This window comes from Tepidanaerobacter sp. EBM-49, from assembly GCF_001896645.1.
Taxonomy (GTDB): domain Bacteria; phylum Bacillota; class Thermosediminibacteria; order Thermosediminibacterales; family Tepidanaerobacteraceae; genus Tepidanaerobacter; species Tepidanaerobacter syntrophicus.
Genome location: NZ_MPPE01000037.1, coordinates 1 through 19,644 on the forward strand (window position 1 = coordinate 1; position 19,644 = coordinate 19,644).

13 protein-coding genes and 1 pseudogene are annotated in these 19,644 nt (G+C 36.6%); 11 read left to right on the forward strand and 3 right to left on the reverse strand.

From position 1 onward, the window contains the following. Positions 1-341: 341 nt before the first annotated feature. From BUE08_RS06360 to BUE08_RS06385, 6 genes are read left to right on the forward strand one after another with little or no spacing between them, the layout of a single operon-like run. Positions 342-1,337, forward strand: coding sequence for a glycosyl hydrolase family 8 (locus BUE08_RS06360; RefSeq protein ID WP_286680605.1), 996 nt, complete (start codon positions 342-344; stop codon positions 1,335-1,337). Further along, the gene (locus BUE08_RS06365) at positions 1,334-2,185 is read left to right on the forward strand and encodes a GGDEF domain-containing protein (RefSeq protein ID WP_286680606.1); all 852 of its coding nucleotides are present in this window, start codon (positions 1,334-1,336) and stop codon (positions 2,183-2,185) included. Before BUE08_RS06360 ends, BUE08_RS06365 begins: the two co-directional genes overlap by 4 nt. Beyond that, positions 2,175-3,818 carry a DUF2334 domain-containing protein gene (locus BUE08_RS06370; RefSeq protein ID WP_286680607.1) on the forward strand — a complete coding sequence of 548 codons (1,644 nt, stop codon included), beginning with the start codon at positions 2,175-2,177 and terminating at the stop codon, positions 3,816-3,818. Before BUE08_RS06365 ends, BUE08_RS06370 begins: the two co-directional genes overlap by 11 nt. Positions 3,819-3,855: 37 nt before the next feature. Beyond that, positions 3,856-5,085: a glycosyltransferase family 2 protein gene (locus BUE08_RS06375; RefSeq protein ID WP_353682096.1), complete on the forward strand. Its 1,230-nt coding sequence runs from the start codon at positions 3,856-3,858 to the stop codon at positions 5,083-5,085. Positions 5,086-5,094: 9 nt separating this feature from the next. Then, complete coding sequence (locus BUE08_RS06380) at positions 5,095-7,227, forward strand: cellulose biosynthesis cyclic di-GMP-binding regulatory protein BcsB (RefSeq protein ID WP_286680608.1); 2,133 nt, start codon at positions 5,095-5,097, stop codon at positions 7,225-7,227. Next, complete coding sequence (locus tag BUE08_RS06385) at positions 7,202-7,471, forward strand: hypothetical protein (protein ID WP_286680609.1); 270 nt, start codon at positions 7,202-7,204, stop codon at positions 7,469-7,471. The genes BUE08_RS06380 and BUE08_RS06385 overlap by 26 nt, the downstream gene beginning before the upstream one ends. 163 nt (positions 7,472-7,634) lie before the next feature. Here the strand turns inward: BUE08_RS06385 and BUE08_RS06390 are convergent, their stop codons facing one another. Genes BUE08_RS06390 through BUE08_RS06400 form a run of 3 tightly spaced genes read right to left on the reverse strand, consistent with a single transcriptional unit; the run spans position 7,635 to position 10,730 of the window. Beyond that, on the reverse strand, positions 7,635-8,636 hold the full coding sequence (locus tag BUE08_RS06390) for an ABC transporter permease (protein WP_059033215.1): 1,002 nt from the start codon (positions 8,634-8,636) through the stop codon (positions 7,635-7,637). Next, positions 8,626-9,579: an ABC transporter ATP-binding protein gene (locus BUE08_RS06395; protein ID WP_281796626.1), complete on the reverse strand. Its 954-nt coding sequence runs from the start codon at positions 9,577-9,579 to the stop codon at positions 8,626-8,628. The genes BUE08_RS06390 and BUE08_RS06395 overlap by 11 nt, the downstream gene beginning before the upstream one ends. Positions 9,580-9,581: 2 nt before the next feature. Further along, on the reverse strand, positions 9,582-10,730 hold the full coding sequence (locus tag BUE08_RS06400; RefSeq protein ID WP_286680610.1) for a COG1470 family protein: 1,149 nt from the start codon (positions 10,728-10,730) through the stop codon (positions 9,582-9,584). A gap of 685 nt (positions 10,731-11,415) precedes the next feature. On the opposite strand from BUE08_RS06400, the gene BUE08_RS06405 reads away from it, so the two are divergent. From BUE08_RS06405 to BUE08_RS06425, 5 genes and pseudogenes are all read left to right on the forward strand, one after another. Then, complete coding sequence (locus BUE08_RS06405; protein ID WP_286680611.1) at positions 11,416-12,501, forward strand: Wadjet anti-phage system protein JetD domain-containing protein; 1,086 nt, start codon at positions 11,416-11,418, stop codon at positions 12,499-12,501. Positions 12,502-12,620: 119 nt separating this feature from the next. Beyond that, entirely contained in the window at positions 12,621-14,120 is a 1,500-nt protein-coding gene (locus BUE08_RS06410) for a hypothetical protein (protein WP_286680612.1), read from the forward strand. Positions 14,121-14,144: 24 nt separating this feature from the next. Then, complete coding sequence (locus tag BUE08_RS06415; protein ID WP_059033205.1) at positions 14,145-14,921, forward strand: DUF6063 family protein; 777 nt, start codon at positions 14,145-14,147, stop codon at positions 14,919-14,921. After that, on the forward strand, positions 14,884-19,371 hold the full coding sequence (locus BUE08_RS06420) for a coiled-coil domain-containing protein (RefSeq protein WP_286680613.1): 4,488 nt from the start codon (positions 14,884-14,886) through the stop codon (positions 19,369-19,371). Before BUE08_RS06415 ends, BUE08_RS06420 begins: the two co-directional genes overlap by 38 nt. A gap of 147 nt (positions 19,372-19,518) precedes the next feature. Continuing rightward, positions 19,519-19,644: pseudogene (locus BUE08_RS06425) on the forward strand (NADH-ubiquinone oxidoreductase-F iron-sulfur binding region domain-containing protein); the annotation flags it as partial.

The window sequence follows — 19,644 nt, forward strand, 5'->3', positions numbered from 1 at the left end:
AAAATGTTTGTTATTTTTAAAGGCTTCTTTGTTATACCTATTTTTCTTAGAATTTATTTTTAAAAAATGACTTGACTTTAGTTAGCTGGTCTCTGTGCTGGTGTTCTGTCCTGCCCCACCCCTGTCCCTCTATACTCTATATACTCTATATACTCTATGTGCTCTAAGACACATAGGTGAAAAGAATGCTAAGAACAAATCACACAAGACAAATTACAGCGGTTATTACTATAATTGTTTTATGCTTAATATCATACTCTTATTATACTTTATGCTTAAAAAAACATTATAAGGATCTTGATATAAAATGGAAAAAACTTCCTGCGCAACCGGAGGAGGCTTTGTGCCTTAACTTCATTAAAGCATCCTTGTCTGGAAAAACAGGAATCTTTACTAATTTTTTATATGATGATAAGATAAATGAAACAGCAACAGGACACCAGATACTATCGGAATCTGAAGGTCTTATTATGCTGTATGCAGTTTTGGGCGGCAATAAGGATCTTTTTGATGAACATTTTAATATAGTCCGCGGTATGGTTTTAGATAATGGAGTTATAGCGTGGAGGATGGGGGCAAAAGGTGAAATGCTGACAAAAAGCTCAGCATCAATAGATGATCTTAGGATAATTCGAGCCCTTATTTACGCTGATGACCGATGGGGAGACAGAAAATATAACTGCTTTGCAAATAAACTGGTGCGTAGAGCCAAAAAGTATGAACTTGCAAAGGACGGACTTGTAGATTTCTACGACGGAGAAAGCAAAATAAAGGCCAATACCATAACTATTTCCTACATAGACCTTTATACTATGAAGATTTTAGCTCAAAAAGACGATACTTGGGAAAATGCATTTAAAAAGGGTTTAAACATTATAAATAATGCTTTTGTATCAGAAAATGTGCCATTTTTTAGAAAATCTTATAATTACAAAACAAAGAGTTATAGTACGGAAAACAAGATTAATATGATAGATTATCTAAACACCTTGCTTCACCTAAGCGAGGTAGATTTATGCCCCCAGGCGGCTGTAAAGTGGCTTAAAAGCCAGATGAAGACAGGTAATGCACTCTTTAACGAGTACTATATAAGTTCAGCAATGCCGGCTTCTTCCTTAGAGTCACCGGCTTCCTACGCTATAGCCTGCAGGATTGCGGTGAATATAGAGGATGAAGAACTTTATAAACTGATGAAAGAGAAACTTTTAATGTTTCAAGTTACCGATGCATCAAGCCCTATTTATGGCGCATTTGGAGATGCCAAAACATTAGAAGTTTATTCATTTGACAATTTACAAGCATTATTGGCTCTTCAGGGGGTCGGAGGTGCAAAGTGAACAATTTGCCTAAAAAAACCAAGGCATTTTTTATGCTCCTAATTTTAGAATTTTTCATCCTAATTTCATTGTTTTTCTTAAAACCTGACATGATAGGCCAAAAAAATTACATACTGCTTTCTGCCACATTTTTCCTTGCGTTATGGTCGTTTTCCACGGATTTGGTCATGGCGCTTTTTGGTGCGCTGTTTCTAGTGCTTGCTTATGGCAGCTATATCTTATACCAGGCAATTTTTGCTGGAGTTTTCAATTTTACCTTTTTAACGGACTATTTTTGGCTTTTAGTTTTTCCCATAGTTGCATATACTTCCAGCCAATTGGGAGAAGGCATTAATGATTCAAATAAATCAATACAAGAATTAAGAAAAAATATTCAAGCTCTTGTAAGGGTTGATAACCTGACGGGACTGGGCAATAAACAGAAATTTTACGAAGATCTCTCTGAAGAGATGCGGCGGGCCAGAAGACATGGTTTCGATTTGTCAATGATGATCGTAAAGATCATGTTTTTTAAGGAACTTATAGATATATATGGCAAAAGTAAAACTAATGAAATCATAATGCTTATGGTAAAAAATATAGAAGAAACCTTAAGAGCAGAAGATAAAAAGTACCGATTAGAAGATGACACTTTTGCTTTTATCCTGCCAAATACCAACAAAAATGGTGCAGAAGTTATAAAAAATAGAATACGTACGAACTTAAGTGCCATAACATTAAATTCAGGCAAGAAAGAGGAAAAACTCAATTTCAATTTTAAAATCGGAATTTTGGAGTATGATCAAAAAACTAGCGATGTATTTGAAATAAAACATAAATTAGAAAAAGAGCTGGAATATGATGTGTAAAAGTAAGATTTGCTATTTCGTATCAATAATTTTGGTAGCCGTTTTTTTTACTGTATCTGCTGGAAAACCGGTTATGGCCCAAGAAATGGCAAAAGATGGCAGCTCTACAAAGAATGTCCTTATAATTTACGACAGAAGAAATTATTTTGGATTTAAAGCAGATGAAGTAACAGCTATTGTTAACCTGCTTTACCATTTTAATGTGAATACAGAAGAAATAATGGCTTCGTCTTATAAAGCGGGAATGATGCAAAGATATGATTGCACATTTTATATAGGCATTTCTGACGAGAAGTTAAAAAATGATTTGTTAAAAGATATAACAGACTATAAAAAACCATTTCTTTTTATTGGAAAGGGGATACAATCTCTACTCCGATATAATCCCATGGAAGGAGTAGAATTCAAGGGCAATAATCTTAAGCCCGTAAAAGTTAAGTACAAAGACAGAGAATTTATATTAAAAACAGAGCGGTTTTTTCAAGAGATAATCTTAAAAAATGATGCCGGCCAGGTTTTCAGCACTGTAAGCGATGAACAGAGTTTATATCCATATATAGTAAGACTTTCGAATTTATGGTATGTTTCATGTCTTGATACACAAGGTGTATTGTTTTATATTTTAGCTGATGTTCTTCATGACTTTTTTGAAGAATATCACGATACTTCAAGTCCTAAAATCTACGTCAGAATTGAAGATGTTCACGCAGAAAGATCTATTGAAAACCTTTATAAAATAGCGGATTATCTTCAACGGGAAAATGTACCTTATATGGTTGCTCTTATCCCCTCTTTTTATGATTTTAAAACTAAAAATATATTTGATTTAAAAGATAATAAGAGATTTGCTGACTGCATAAAATATATGCAAGATTCCGGGGGCTCTATCGTCCTTCACGGCTATACCCATCAGATTCATAAAGATATGCCCGGGGAAGGTTTTGAATTCTGGGATGGGGAAAAAGATCAGCCGCTGCCTGTAGATATGAAAAAATGGGTAGACGAAAGAATAAATGCAGCAATTGACGAATGCACAGAGGTTGGAATTGGACCTATAGCTTTTGAAGCGCCTCACTATGCAGCGTCAAGTGAAGCTTATAAAAACCTCAAGAGGTATTTTTCTACAATCATAGGCCATTTACAGACGTCTGACAGAGGATATACCACAACTCCTTATCCTTATACCTTGCATTATTCATCTTTGTATAATAACTTGATTCCTGAAAACTTGGGTTACGTAGACCCTGATGATTTACTGTATAAAGAACATATTTTTGAAGAATTAGAAAAAGTTGCTATAGTAAGAGATTATACTGCCGGTTTTTACTTTCATTCATACCTCGATCCTAAATTACTCGAACCTATAATTGTTGAAATTAAAAAACGCGGCATAGATTTTCTTGATTTAAAACAAGAGAACAATTGGGTAAAAGGTGCAAACTACATAATCAGTTCACAAAGCGGGAATATTCAAATTGAGCAAGTCAAAACCTTAAAAGAACCTTTATTAATCAGGATTTTTAGGAGAATATTTATTGTATTACTGATTTTAGTAACTACAATTTGCCTTAGGCTACTTTACATATTTTTAGATAGAAGAAGAAAAGCCAAAGAATATTTATTCAAAGAATGAGGTAATATTATTGCTAAAAACAGTAGACTATATTTTTATGTATTCACTTTTTTCAATTTGGATTTTATTACTTTTTAATGCATGGCTTGCTTTTGCGGGACATAGTTTTTTTAAGGAAATCGAAGAGAGAAAAATTGATATTATTAAAGGCATAAATAATTACCCCATGGTTTCCATCTTAGTGCCGGCTCATAATGAAGAAAAGGTTATTGAAAGATCAATTTTAGCAATCCTGAAGATGGATTACCCAAAAGATAAACGTCAGTTGATTGTAATAAATGATAATTCAAAGGACGAGACAGGTGTTATTCTTGAAGAAATTAAGTCAAAATATCCCAACGAAAATATACAGATAATAACGACTGATGCAAGGACGGGAGGCAAAGGAAAGGCAAATGCACTAAATATAGGATTACGATATGCAACAGGAGAATATGTTGTAGTTTATGATGCGGATAATACACCAGAAGTTATGTCGCTTCGCTATCTAGTCTATGAGATTATAAATTCGAAAGAATATGGGGCAGTAATCGGAAAATTTAGAACTCGAAATAAGGATGCAAATATTTTAACCAGATTCATAAATATAGAAACACTTAGCTTTCAGTGGATGATGCAAGGAGGCAGGTGGAAAAAATTTGGCATATGTCTTTTGCCCGGAACTAATTTTATAATAAGAAAAGATTTATTAGAAAAGCTGGGCGGTTGGGATACAAAAGCAATAGCTGAAGATACTGAACTTTCAATAAGAGTCTATGGCAATGGTTTTAAAATAGCTTTTATGCCGAGAGCTGTATCGTGGGAACAAGAACCGGAAACGTTCAAAGTCTGGTTTAAGCAGAGAACTAGATGGGTAAAGGGCAATATATATGTTGTAAATAAATATTTGTTCCCGCTTCCTAAATGCTCGGGACCCATACTTATTGATCTTCTATATATGTTTTTAGAGAGTTTTCTGTTCTTTTTTGCGGTAATATTCTCAGATGCTGTATTTATTTTAGGTCTTTTTGGCATCGCTAAAATTTCACTTCCGGGGAATTTTTTGGTAATTTGGATGCTTGCTTATATACTTTTTATCCTTGAGATAAGCATAAACCTTACAATGGAAAAAGGCGAATACAATTTGAGCAACTTTTTTCTTATTGTGATAATGTATCTTACTTATTGTCAGTGTTGGATTATGGTGTGTATTTCCGGTATATACTCTTATTTTAAAGATGCTATTTTTAAAAGAGAGCATACCTGGTACAAAACTGAAAGATTTTAGGAGGCTGCCATGAAGAAACTGATATGCGTAATAGCTGTATTTTTCATAGTATTAAATAGTAGTTTTGCGTTTGCTCAATCAGTATCTGCTCAAAATACATATTATGTTGTTCAAGCAGGTTTTTATAAAGATGCGACTATACTTATGGAAAGTTACAACCTCCTAAAAGCAAAAGGATTTCCGGTCTATAAATTTGCTGTAGCCGGGGGAACACGCTTGTATGTGGGAAACTACAAGGAAAGAAAAACAGCTGAATCAGCAGCAAAGCAGCTTGAAGCTTTAGGCTTTGAGACTCTAATTCTCACCCAAAAATCTACTGCTCCTACTTTGCCTAAAACAACATCTCTTTCACCTGCATCCGCTGCCTCCCTTGAAGTCTCTAAAACTATGAAAAATGAAAAAAGTCAAGTTAAAAATATCTTTATCCCGGAGGACGTTACTATAAAAGGCATATTCGGAAGCCACAGCCTGTTTTTCTTTATCGATGAAAACTGGCAGTTAAATGATAATTGCTTTTTTGAACTTGTATTTAATCAAAGCCAAATTAAAAACTATAAAAATTCTACTTTAACCGTTCTCCTAAATGATGTGCCGATTAAAAGCTTTGCTTTAAGCGATAAAGACAATTATCAAGCTGCAGAAAAGATACTTCTTCCAAAAGACAAAATTGTAAAAGGATATAATACGATAAAGCTTTCTACATATCATAGAATTACTGAAGAACCTTGCATGGATTATGTTAATCCTGCTAATTGGCTCACGGTTTGCAAGGAGTCCTATATACATATTGAGTATGAAGGAATACCTGACACTTTCGGTGTAAATAATTATCCGTATCCTTATCTGAAAGTCTCGGATGATCAGCCGGTAGATTGTATAATAGTGGTGCCGGATAATCCTAATAACGCTCAAATAACAGCTGCATTGACGATTGCAGCAGATTTTGGAAAAAGAATTCCTTATAGCAATACGGATATTAAAGTTGAGTGCTATACGGATATAAAAAGCATTAGCAAAGACGCTAATTTTATAGTAATAGGAAATTCTTCCGATACAGAAAATGAAATCTTTGATCCTATAAGGGGCACTTTACCGGATTTAAAAAATGCAGCAATTATAAAAGAAGTTAAACTCCCTATAGATGAAGCAAAACGTATACTATATATTCTCTCAGACAACGATGAGATGCTGCTTGAAGCCGCCCGATCATTGACTTTAGACAATATTGTCTTGCAAATGAAAACAAATACTCAACTTATATCTTCAAAAATTGAGGAAGAGAAGGCCGCTGAGAAAAATTCTGATATTATAACACTGAAAGATTTGGGTTATGAAGATACGGTAATCAAAGGCATATTTTATCAGCAAGCAACATTTTCGATAAATTTACCTAAAAATTGCCAGCTAAAAGAGGATTCCTTTATAAATATTCCTTTAAGGTATACAGGCGCATTAGATTTTGACAAATCATCTGTAACGGTTTACCTTAACAATATTCCGCTGGCCAGTAAGCTCCTAAGCGAAAAGGGAGCTGAGGAAGACGAGATTAAAGTAAAAATTCCCGCAGAGCTTAGAGACAGCGATTTGTTAGAACTTAAAGTAGTCTTTTATCTCGAGCCCTACGGATTTGACTGTAAAAATCTTAGATACGGAGAAATATGGGCACTAATATCCAAAGATACAACATTTAACTTTCCCCGAGAAATAGCCGAAGGAAGATATCTTGAGTATTATCCGGATATTTTTATAAAAAACGGATCATTGGATGATACTTTGCTTGTACTGCCGGATAAAATAGATAAACAATATCTGACGATGGCTTCGAACATAGTGGCTTTCATGGGACATAATATAAAAGATGTAAAAAATTTGTCAGCAGTCAAAGGTGCAGAACTTGCGGCGACAGATGCCAATATAATAGTGATAGGAACACCGAAAGACAATGCTGCTATTAAAGACTTAAATGATAAACTCTATATAAAGTTTGACGGCAAGTTTGAAAAATTTGAGTCTAGCCCCAAGATGGCGTTGATTGAAGGCTATAATAAAAATCTTGCATCCATCCAGTTGACGACCTCCCCCTTTAATGGTTATAACGGCGCCAAAAGAAGAAAATTTGACAGCAGCCGAAATGTATCTTAAAGACTTTACGTTTAATTTAAAACTTAAAGGGGATGCTGCGGTAATCGACAGCGACGGAGATATTTATACTGCTTATTTCGTAAAACCATCACAAGCGCCGAAAGAAAAAACTGCTCAAAGCTCTCCTACCGAAAAAACAAGATTGCAAGATAACCCACAATTTGTAATATATTTGATTTTCTTCATTATGCTTATAATTATAAGTGTCTATGTCTTAATAATTATAAGCCGAAGTAAAGAATAGAGGGCTTAAACCAATAATACGCTGATTATTGAAGCAATAAAATCTCGGCAAGATGCTTTACTTTCAAAAAGTAAAGTGCCTTAAGAATGCATAATAGGCCATCCCTATCTGCTTGAAGGGATGGCCATTACTATTTGCACCTTCGATGATGTTTTAGTTAACTTTAAGCTCGTATTTCCTGACGCATGAAAAGTGTATAAGTTATCCCGAAGATGATCATTGTTCCCGCTATAAGGCCTGTAAGATGTGGCCATATCAAAAGCAGGCTCTGGCCAAGAGGCAATGAGCCGGGTACGGCGCCGTATGCCTGCTCTAGGAGGACGGGTCCTAATGTTCTGACATTTGGAGAAAGAATAGTAACCGCAGCTTCGCTGTAAAGTGTTGAAGGAGAAAGCCTGCTTATCCCTTGGGACAATTTTATATTATAAAGCTGAGTCAGCACATCTGCTTTATCGGTTACAGGAAATAAAGTATCTGCCACCATGCCTGCAAATATAGGAAGAAATATGGTAAAAAACAGCCATAATGCAATAGTAGAAAGAGCTGAAGTTGCAGTCTGCCGGAAAATAACAGAAAACAACATTGAAAGCGCAACCCAAAAAGCCATATAAACTACACTTAATAGCAAATATATTATAAGCCTTACAACTTCCTCCCCTTCCGGCGCGACTCCTGTCAGCACAATACCCATACCTGCCACAAATCCACCTAGAGCAAAGGTCATTAAAGTCAGTATAAAAAGCCGTGCAAAAAACTTTCCGTTGATAACATCATCTCGGTATATGGGCTGTGCCAGCAGCCTTGTGAGTGTTCCGTTAGACTGTTCGGCGTTTATGGCATCAAAACCCATAGAAAGTCCCAGGAGCGGGCCGAGCAGTGACAAAAACCATGTAAAAGAAGGCAGCGAGGTGCCTGAAGTTGTAAATAAGCGAATAAGAATAAAATTTGTTCCCGAATCCTCAGTCAGCGTCCCTATATTAGATATTGCAGAATAAAAAGAAACTACACCCGTAAGAGTAATCAGCGCAAACAAAATAATATATCTTATGCTAGAAAGCTGATCGGCCAGCTCCTTGAAAAATACTACATCTATTCCGCCGAGGATTTCCTTGGAAGTTGATTCGGAAGTATTAATTCCAAAAATGTTTTTCAATTTACTTATCATTTTTTGCACCTTCTTCCTGAAAATACCGACGATAGATGTCGTCAAGGTCTGAGCCTCGTACTTTAACATGATAAATATTCATGCCGCGCTCAACAAGTGCTTTTACTATTTTAGGAGCAAGTTCTTCTCCTACACCATCGATAATAATCATATCATCCTGAACACTGACGGAATCCACACCCGGCATAGCGCTTATCGCATCATAGGGAAAATCTTCCAGAGGAGTTGCCTTGATTTCCACAGCCCGCTCGCCGCCTATTTTTTGAGCAAGCTCAGAAATAGTGCCTGACGCAACAAGCTTGCCCTTTACAAAAATTCCTACTCTATCGCAAATAGCCTGTACCTGATGAAGGAGATGGGAAGATATTAAAACGGTTTTACCTTCTTTTTTGCCAAGCTCTTTTATAATTTCCAAAAGTTCTGCAGTACCCTCCGGGTCAAGACCTAAAGTAGGCTCATCAAGAAATACTACTTCCGGATCCTTTAAAAGCACATCGGCTACGCCGAGACGCTGCCGCATGCCTCTGGAATATTCCCTTACTTTTCTGTCAGCAGCCTCCTTGAGGCCAACCTTGCTTAAAAGAAAATCAATTCTTTTTCCCTGTTCCTCTTTTGGAATCCTGTTTAAATTTGCGGTATAATAAAGATTTTCCCTGCCGGTCATATCCCCGTAAAAGCCGATACTGTCAGGCATGTAGCCAACTATTTTTTTAACCAGAATAGGTTCTCGCGCCGGATTTAAACCTGCTACACTGATACTGCCGGAAGTAGGTTCACAAAGCCCCATAAGCATTAATATCGTAGTAGTTTTTCCTGCGCCATTTGGGCCCAGCAAGCCAAAAATTTCACCCTTGTATATCGAAAGATTTAAATTGTCAACTGCTGTGATAGACCCGTACTGCTTTACCAGATTTTGAATTTCAATTATTGTTTGGGTATCCATTGCTATCGCCGCCCGTATTTCCTGAAGGTTGTAACTACCCAAGCTATTACAGCAAAAATTATTACAACTCCTATAAAACCCCACAATGTGGAAGTATGAATAGTCGTCCTAATATCTATGCTATCAGATGTTTCATCAGTAGAAGCGGTTATGGTCACCATGTAATCTCCCGCAATGGCTTTGGCGCCAGGGGTGATAGATGCAGTAACCTGTTTCTTTTCTCCGCTTTTTAGTGTTTCTATGGAATCCGGTTTAAATGCAACAGTCCAGCCTGTAGGCGTACTTGCAGAAAGGTTTATACCATGCAGGTCTGCACTCCCTTGATTTTCCAGTTCTAAAGTTACCGATCCTTCTTTACCTGCTGTAAGATCGGCGTTTAGCCTGTCAGAAGGTGTAGAAAGCTTGAGACGATAAGTACCCGAAATTACTACTTCTAAATCTGCTTTTGCAACTTCGCTTCCATAGACTGCTGCCGCAGTTATTTTATATTTTCCGGCCTTGACTCCTTTTGGCGGCTGCACAACTATATCAAGATCCTGCGATTTGCCTGCCTCTAAACTGAGGCTTGTAATCTGATTGCTTTGGTATGCCGGTTTAAAAGAAACCTGCCAGCCCTCGGGAGCATCAGCGCCAAGAGTGTAGAATCTCGGACGGCCGCTGTTATTGTAAAGAGTGCCTCTAAAACTAAATGTGGCAGTATCCGGCCCTGAAAGAGAAGGGTATTGCACGTCTATCTTGTCAGCACCCTCCGCATTGGTATCGATTTTGATGTTTAAGGTTAAAGTAGATGTGCCGCCTGCACCTGAAGCCTGAACTACTAAATTATAGCTGCCATTTTTTGCCTCTGAAGGAATTTGGACACGCAAATCTACTTCTGCATTAACATCTGAAGATGTATATACTCGGTGAACCCTCATGCCTTCCCCATAAATTCCAGCTGTCCAGCCGGATGGAATACTTGTTACAGCAATGTCTATAAAGCCAGAACCTTTTATTATAAGAGGAAAAGTTATATTATTGCCGGGCTGTGCTGAAATTCCGGGATATTGAGTATAAATGATTAAACCGTTTGCACCATAAGCTGTCGGACAAAGACCGATTACCAGTATAAGAATTATTGCTGCTAAAATTTTGGTTTTACTCCTTGACATCTTTTTCACCTTCCTTTGAACATAATCTCTAAATAATATTTTAGAGCATAATTTTGAAAAAACTGTGAGGATTTTGTTACAATTTTATAAAGCTGAATAAGAGTGCCACATAGATATTCCTTAAGGTAACAAGCCGTGCCTTCTACCAAGGCAAAAACTTCTTGCAAGTGGACTATAGCAAGATAATTAAAAGAATAATAACAGAGGGAGCGAAAACAGAGACCAGCTAACTAGGGAGCACAGGGAGCACAGAGGACGGTCCGAGACCACTGGGGGAGCACAGAGGGACGGTTCTTTTGTGTTGTCATACAACACAAAAGAACCGTCCCTCTGTGCTCGATATGTGCTCGAGGAATAACAATAAGTTTGCCAAGTAAACCCGGCCTTATAATAATATAATATAAAAATAGTTTACATGGTATAATATATTTAATAAGTTCTTTGTTTAATTGTCATTAAGGGGACTATGATATTTGAGCTTTGTAAAAAGCGGCAAATAATTCGGATATGCCTAAAAAGAAAAGCTTTAAGAAAAAGAAAGCGAGGCTTGGGTAAATGCTGTGGTGAAAAAAGTATGTGATAAAGTTATATGTAAATCAAAGCAGTATGCAATTATAGATAAAAAAGATTGTTGCCAAATTATGAGAAAATCATTTTATAACCATGAAATTTGGGAAGGGAAATTATGTACAATCTTATAAAAGTCTTTTTGAATGACTACAAACAAAAAAATCGGAAAAGTTTTTATTTAGATGATCTTGAAAAGTTTTTGTTGGAAAAATCAGGAGGATCCTCCGCTTACCATAAAAAGGGCGGCTACCATGGCCTATACGAGGCTTTAGAAACACTCCTGCAAGAAGGATATATAAAACCAATGAAAACCGTGGGATACAATGGCAAATATCCGCCATTGAAACTTCGATGGTACATTACAGAAGATGTGATTACTCCAAGATGGAAGAGTGAAGACATCCTAAGACTGTCCGATTTATTGGACCTTAGTACATATATTAAATATCCGAGGCTGCAAACTGACAGAGAATGGCAATTTATTTTACGAATATATGAGTTTTTGCAAAACAGAGACTGGCGAGAGTGGGCAAGTTGCGAGGAAAGGTGTTTAGAGCTTTTTGATAATGAGAAGTTTTTAGACCCAAAAGAAGAACTGGACAACGGAGTAATCAAAAGATTAAAGCTGTCTTATGAAGACCTTAAAATGAAAAAATACGGCCAGATGTTTGCATATTGGAACAGGGGCGTAAGGCAGATTAAAACCGCAATTATTTTGGAAAATCATTCCACATTCTTTACTTTTAAAAGGGCTGCGGCAAAGGGATATGACCTATTTGGCATTATTCCCGACGCCATAATTTACGGTCAAGGCAAGGATATAATAAGCAGCTTTGCTTTCATCCATGAGATTGCCGATATCGGCGGCTTAAAGGTCTTTTATTTTGGGGATATTGACCCGGAAGGTTATATGATTTACAAATCCCTAAGGGAAACATATCCTTCCGTAAATATTTCACTTCAACTAGATGCATATAAAAATTTGTTAGATTTTGGAAAATCTTATCCAATTAAAAAAGCTCAGAATACGAATATCGAAAATTTAAATTTTGTTATAAGTGAGTTTGCCGAAAATAATTATCATGAAACGGTGAAACATCTAAAAAGACTGTGGTATGCAAATCGGAGAATTCCACAAGAGTTTATTACTTATGAATATTTGATAGGGTCAAAGACCGTTCCTGAAAGGGACAAATTGTAGGATACAAGCTGACGGACACGAGGCAAGACGCTAAACAGCAGCAGGCCATCATGCCTATGCAACACAGAACATTGAATTATCTGTAATTAGCTAATACATTAATTTTAAGGTGAGTAAAGATGGATAAGGTAGAAAAGGGATTAAAAGATCGATTAAAAAAGACCCAAGCCATTAGGATGCTTGGAACCGGTATGGATGTAGGAGATTTAAACGATTATGCTCATGAGATTTGCCTACTTCTCCTTTTGAAAGTCTTTCGCCGGGAAATAACAGAGAATCCAAACAAAACCAGACAGGATCTAATCTATATGGCCGAAGAAATATTAAGAGAAATGGATTTTGCGGCCTCAAAAGAGGTGGCAGAACGGCTGGTAGACGGAGTTTTATGGTATAAGGATCCGAATAGGCAGGATCCTTTTTCCTGTTATATCTTTGATGAAGAAACGAGGACCCATGAGCTATATAAATTTCGCTACCTAAAACCCGACAGGGAGCATAGTCAATGGGAAAAGGGCGGTTCCACCGTATATATGCTGACTGAAGAAGCCCAGGAAATTATATTTATAACCAGGGAAATATTGGAGGAATTTGGGTTTGACATTGAGCAGTTCTATACTCTGCAATTAATAAAATCCGGGAATTTTAATAAAGCTCAAAACAGTGTCAGTAATTTAATTGCTAGGGTAAGAACTCTTATACGGCGGGAAAAGGATTACCGGCAGGATGTGCTTAGAAATCCTCAAATAATATTTATGGATAGTAAAAACAGCCGACGAAAGAGTGAAGATGAAATAAAGAGGCAGTTTGAAGACGAGAAGAAGGTATTTGAAGATATGTTTTCATGGAAGAATCGGCTTAATTCTTTTCCTGCTGAGGCCAGAACAGAGGCAGAGCAGGTATTTGAAAGCCTGGAAGTAGCCAGAGCGCTTCACGATGTACTTGCAAAACTTGTAGTGGAAAATATGGCATTTGAAGTAGAAATCCGGGTTAAGTATCCGGATAGTTTCTGGAAGACTTCCAATTTAACTTTTAAAAAAGATATCTGGCAAAATGTAATTGATAAAAAAGGGCTGGCCAATTTTGATGTATTAGAAAGTCTTTTGAATCCGCTGTTTTCTCCCGAGGTGGATTTCATATATCCATTAGAATGGGCCTGGGAAGAGCAAAAAATCAAAAAAACAGAGGCCAATGAAGAGATATATGAGGATTTTGACGAAGAAGAAACCTGGCAGCCAAAATCCGCAGATTGGGATATAATTGTAGAGCTGTGGGAAGACATATTCGATGAACTTATGAAAAATAATGAATTTTCCATAACAGAGTTACAGGATATAGACAGTTTTAAAAAACAAAAATGGCTTATGCAAAAGAAAAATATTGAGCTTTTTATGATGTTTGTAGTGACGGAAGTAGAACTAAAGCTTGAAGAACAAGAAACAAATGATGACAGGCTGGAGCTGTTTCGGCGATTATGTGATAAAAATCCGAAATATAAAAAGCTAATAGGCCGGAGGATATCAAGCGTCAATGAAGAGGATAAGGAACCTCTGAGATGGGAAGAACTTTATGTTTCACCCTATAAGATTAAACTTTTGCCCAGTAAATCAAACTTAGAATAATAAAGTTAGGGAGGAGAGCTTGCCTTGATTACTCATGAGCATTTACAAAAAGGTTCTGAGGTGTTTTTTTCATTGCTTGAAAATAAAATATTGCCACTGACTGATGCCCGGGTATATTCCTATATGGAGGAACCTGAAATAAGGGAAGTTGTAAAAGCTATGGCTCAAGGAGCCGGGTTAAGGATTTTAGATACCAGGGAGAACTTGCATATTGTAAGCCAAGCCCGTGACTCGATTTTTGCCACTTCATATACACATATGAAAAGCAAATACAAACTCGACAGAAAAAAATACTTCTATCTTGCCAATATAATTATTTGTATTTACCTTGCGGAAATAGATAAGGAAAATGATATACGGGTGAGGTGGGAAGAAGAAGGAGTGACTTATTATAAACTGGAGGAACAGGTGACAAAGGTGCTTGACTCCTGGAAAACCCGGTTGGATGAAGAAGATGGTTTTGCCGAGGAATGGGGAATCGCCGTTGAGGAGATTTACGATATTTGGAATAATGATTTTTCCATGTACAAGGAATCAAAAACCGGTGATGTGGATGTGCAGAGGAATAAAAACACTCGTCTTGGTTTCATATATGAAGCCATGCGTCCGTTAGCCGATCAGAAACTCATCATTAACAATGTCAATGAATTAAAGATAATACCTAAAATTGAGTTGTATGAGAGACTAAATTATTTATACCATCAACGGGATCGATATAAAGAGATAATGGACTTGATTCAAAGAACCGAGGAGGGAATTGCTGATGCCGAGAATAACCGGAATCAGGATAACGGGCTGTAAATATGACGGCTTTAGAAAATATCATGAGAATTCAGTATATGATTTAACAAGAGACGGTGAGCCGGATCACACTCTATTCACTCTAAAAAATCAGGGAGGAAAGGGCGTATTTATGCAACTTCTATCTCAAATCGTTTTGCCTGAGACTCGATGGGGCAAACAGGGAGGCAACAAGATTACCGGCATGTTTTACGATCAAAAAAACCGGTTCCGCCCCTACACCTTCCACGTAATGATAGAGTGGAAACTGGATACCATACCGGAAAAATGGCTGATTACCGGTATATGTGTCACTGCCGTAAGACAAAATTTGAACGATGATGATGAGACCGAAGAACGGGCAGGTCTCAACTATTTTTTATATACATACGAACATGATAAAAATGACATCTTTACCTTGGATAACATTCCCGCTTATGATTCAAGAACCGGTAAAGTTACTGAATATAATGAGTTTGAACAATTTATAAACAAGTATCAAAGATATTTTATAAAATACTCCAAAAGCTCCGTTAGGAGATTAGATTCGGATTACTATAATTATCTTAAAAGTCAAGGAATACATCGTTCCGAGTGGGAAGTATTAAAGCTAATCAATAGACAGGAAGGGGGCTCGGGGAATTATTTTTCTCGTGCCGCTGACAATAAAACGGTATTTGACAAATTTATAATCCCTGCCATAACTGAGAATATGAGAAATTTTTCCGAAGGGGACCAAGACAGTTTAAAAGGAATATTCAAAAGCAATTTAAGTATCACTAAAAATTTGCCTATACTTATAGAACGGGAGCAAGATTACAGAAAACTGTTAACCTATATAGAACCATTGATACAACTGACAGAAATAGGGTTGAGGCGGCAAAAGATTTTAAACAATTCCATTCAAGAAGGAAATAACCTGTATGCCGGACTTAACAATCGACTGACTACTATTGAAAACGATATTTTAAAATGGAAAGATGAAAGGAAGAAAACCCAGGCTCAGATAAGGGAGTTAGAATATGAAAAGGATAACCTGGAATATGCTCGAGAATACCGGAGAGTTGAACAATTAACCAGCCAGAAACTGGCACTGGATGCCTCGATTAATGAGATAAAAGATAAAATCGAAGAACTCAAAATTGACATAAAGCGCTACGGAATCAGCGAACTGCTGCTAAAAGTGAGCAAATTGGAAGATGAAAAACAATCCCATATAAATAAAAGAGAGCAGCTCGTAAAAGATTTAAATCTCAAAGATACCGAAGAAAAGATACAAACCCTAGAAATTAATATCCGAAGTAAATGGGAAAATACCATAAACCGCTGGTCTAAAATAAGCAGGGATCATTTATCTTATGAGGCTTATTTGAACGGCAAAATAAATGAACTTGCAAGAGATAAAAAGAGAGAGGACACAGCGGCTAATGATGAAAAACTTAAAATAATTCAATTCCAAAACGACAGAAATGCTCTGGAAAATAAACGAGAGGAACTTTCTCGGATATTTGATCCAGTGAGAATGATTTTACCGGAGATGCTGATAGAGGAGCTAAAAGGGCAAGACAAGGCTGAAAAGACTGAAATAGAAAAATTAGAAAAAGACATGGATAATATTAACCAAAAGATATATGATTGTCGAATTCATCAAAACGGCAAAGAAAAAGACATAAAATATATGGAATCTGAAATTGACAAAATAGAGACGGAAATTGCTAAGCTAAAAGGCCAAGAAGATTCCTTAAAACTTAGGATTGCAAATGAGCTGAATTTGGATGCACTTAATGAAACATACCGAGACAGTTGGTTAAAAGACAGGTTATATGATTTAGAAAAACTAATTCAGGAAAAAGAAATAAAGCTTGACCAACTTAAGCAGAGTCTATGGGAAAACAATATCGATAAAAGTTTAAACCAAGAAGATTATTGGGTGCCGAACAATGATATTCTCTCGATAAAAAATAAAATCAAAGGCTTGGGAATCAATGCCCAATTGGGTACGGAGTTTTTAAGCTCCCTTGGAGATGATGATAAACACCGCCTTATTGAGGACTTCCCCTCAATTATCCATGGGATTGTAATAGCAAATTTACAGGATTGGGAGCTTTTAAAGGAAAATCTCAAAGAAAATATATTTTTACGTTCATCTGTTCCAATATATATCCGTTCAGCAATGCAAGGCAAAGGTAAATACGCTTTTGAAATCATTGCCGGCGATGAATTGGAACTGGTTTTAAATCCATCAGCATATATTAAGTGGAAAAATAATATATTAGACCGAGACGGAAAATTAAAAGATGCATTACAGGTCGTAAGCCAAAATATCCATAAACTACAGGATTTGGCGAAAGATATAAAGTTTCAGCAAGATAAGGAAAGCTCAGAAGCACTATATATAAAGCTTAAGGAGAAGGAAGAAGAACTTGAAAAACTAAAATTTGATGATATCAAACTTAAAGAAACTATCAGCACACTGCAGGAAGACCTGAAAAAAATCGGCTGCAGATTAGATAACTGCAAGAAACAAAATCAAGATACCGCAAAAAAAATTGATATTCTCTCCGAATTCATAGAGCGCTTGAAGCAGATAAGGGTCAGGGAAAAGGAAATTATTGAAGTAGAAGAAAAACTAAAAGCCATAAATCTTCGATGTGAACGTTTAGAGGAACAGATTGACGAGTATCGAAGGCTGAAAGATAAAGATGTTCAAAATCATGTAACATGGAAAATACAAGTTGAAACTCAATTAAAAGAAATAAAAGCTATTATCAATGATGCAAAGTTTGTGGAATCCGGATTTAAAACTAAAATTGTGGAAAGTACTTCAGAACCTGTGTATTTACTAATTGACGAAGATTTTACATTGGATATTTCCAGGTGGGAGAGTCTTTCAAAAGACATGGAGATTCGAAATAATGATATTAGCTTAATTAACAAAGATATCGAACTTGTTCAACAAAAGCTGGCCGATGTAGAAAATGATCTGGAACAAATTGATAAAAACTGGCAGGAATATGAACCCATTGAGGGCACAGCGGACACTCTGTCTTTAAAGAGGGATTTTATAGAAGGTGAACTTGAGAAAGCCGGCGAAACACTTATTCGATTGTCGAAGATGCTTGTAAAGGTTGAAACCAAAATAGAAGAGGCTCAGAAACAATTAGCAAAAATTCAAAGACAAATAAAAGAGGAATATGACAAACCTACCCAAATATGGGCAGATGCCAATCTTGATGAAAAAGAATATCTTATAGACAAAGGCTTAAAAGATAATAAGAGTTTTCTCGCCGAGACCGAAGATATAATAGCTGCAAGAGAACAAGACAGAAATAATATTAAAGATGTTATTTCCGACATAAAGGTATATAGTGAGCTGGACTTTAAAAAAGGCAAAATTAGTGAAGAGTTAATGATAAAAATTCGCGAAAATTCCCGACAGGAATTGGACTTGTGGGAGGATAAATTCAAAAGATCAAAAGACCAGTTGCTGCAAAATCATCAGCAGACAGGTCAAAACCTTCAAGAGTTTATAGATATAGTAAAGAAGGAGATAAAGGACGATCTACTTAAGAATTTGATACTCAGCAGCCTTCAAGATACACAAATTGAAATGTATGACAGCAACTTAGTTTCTTTTTACACCATGAAAGACCACTTTCAAAAGGAAATAAACAGCATATCTTCAGACAAATCTAAGGCTGAAGAAATTCGGAACACTTGGGCAGAACGGGCCTCAAGACATGCCTTGGCAATGGTGGAATCTTTAAAGGAAATGGTGGCAGGCATGAACTATGTCAATGAAAACGGCTATGTCTTTCCTTTGCTGAAACTTAAGGAAGAGGAAGAGCTCCCTAAAAATGAAGGAGATGTCTTTTACACCTTAAGAGATTATTTCGTTGAATCAATAGCCGAGGTTGTGAAAGAATATGAAGATACAGACGATATAGAAGATGAAATAATCGAAAAGATGATGGGTGATCAGGCTATATTTTCTCGCGCTGTTCGAGGCAGATACCCTACGCTTATGGTCTATAAAATGACTGAGAAAAATGAATTCCGATATGCCAAACCCCATGACTACTACTACACCACATGGGAAGCTATAAACAAGGGGGAAGGCGATCAACCCGAAGGCAGCGGAGGGCAAACCTTATCAATTAGCACATTTGTGATAATGATGCTGATGAATTACAAAAAACGCCATTTTGGGAATAACAATCCCTGGACAGTGCTCATACTGGATAATCCCTTTGGTAGTGCATCAGGGAATCATGTCTTAGATCCCATCTTTGAGATTGCCGACAAATTAAACTTCCAAATTATAGCCTTTGCTGCTCCAGAGATAATAAAAGCCGAAATAAGTGAGCGTTTTCCTGTATTTTGGGCATTGAACATAGGCGATGAAGATTCTGGAAAGTCAGGAACAGTCACCGGCCGGGTAGTTCACGGCGGACGGGTAAATAAGATATAATAAAAAAGGAATTACTGCTGTGACAAAACCAAGACAAGTGCCTGCTTGCATAATTTAAAAGCTTGGCCGGCCTAGTATAAATTAACCACCCCTTATCTAAATAATACTTATATTTCTATAAGATGAGAGGATGGTTAATTTACTGAAGTAGTAAAAATCGGTTCCTTGTGTGGCCTTGGGAAGACTGCGCCTAACCCGGTATTGACAACGATGAAATATTTTAAAGATGAATATATGGCACATGTAGTTGAAAAAAGATGCCCCTCAAAGGTA

Excerpts from the sequence above, each read along its gene's own strand:
- BUE08_RS06370 (WP_286680607.1), top strand. The coding sequence starts at position 2,175 with ATGATGTGTAAAAGTAAGATTTGCTATTTCGTATCAATAATTTTGGTA.
- BUE08_RS06375 (WP_353682096.1), top strand. The coding sequence starts at position 3,856 with ATGTATTCACTTTTTTCAATTTGGATTTTATTACTTTTTAATGCATGG.
- BUE08_RS06380 (WP_286680608.1), top strand. The coding sequence starts at position 5,095 with ATGAAGAAACTGATATGCGTAATAGCTGTATTTTTCATAGTATTAAAT.
- BUE08_RS06390 (WP_059033215.1), bottom strand. The coding sequence starts at position 8,636 with ATGATAAGTAAATTGAAAAACATTTTTGGAATTAATACTTCCGAATCA.
- BUE08_RS06395 (WP_281796626.1), bottom strand. The coding sequence starts at position 9,579 with ATGGATACCCAAACAATAATTGAAATTCAAAATCTGGTAAAGCAGTAC.
- BUE08_RS06400 (WP_286680610.1), bottom strand. The coding sequence starts at position 10,730 with ATGTCAAGGAGTAAAACCAAAATTTTAGCAGCAATAATTCTTATACTG.
- BUE08_RS06405 (WP_286680611.1), top strand. The coding sequence starts at position 11,416 with ATGTACAATCTTATAAAAGTCTTTTTGAATGACTACAAACAAAAAAAT.
- BUE08_RS06410 (WP_286680612.1), top strand. The coding sequence starts at position 12,621 with ATGGATAAGGTAGAAAAGGGATTAAAAGATCGATTAAAAAAGACCCAA.
- BUE08_RS06420 (WP_286680613.1), top strand. The coding sequence starts at position 14,884 with ATGCCGAGAATAACCGGAATCAGGATAACGGGCTGTAAATATGACGGC.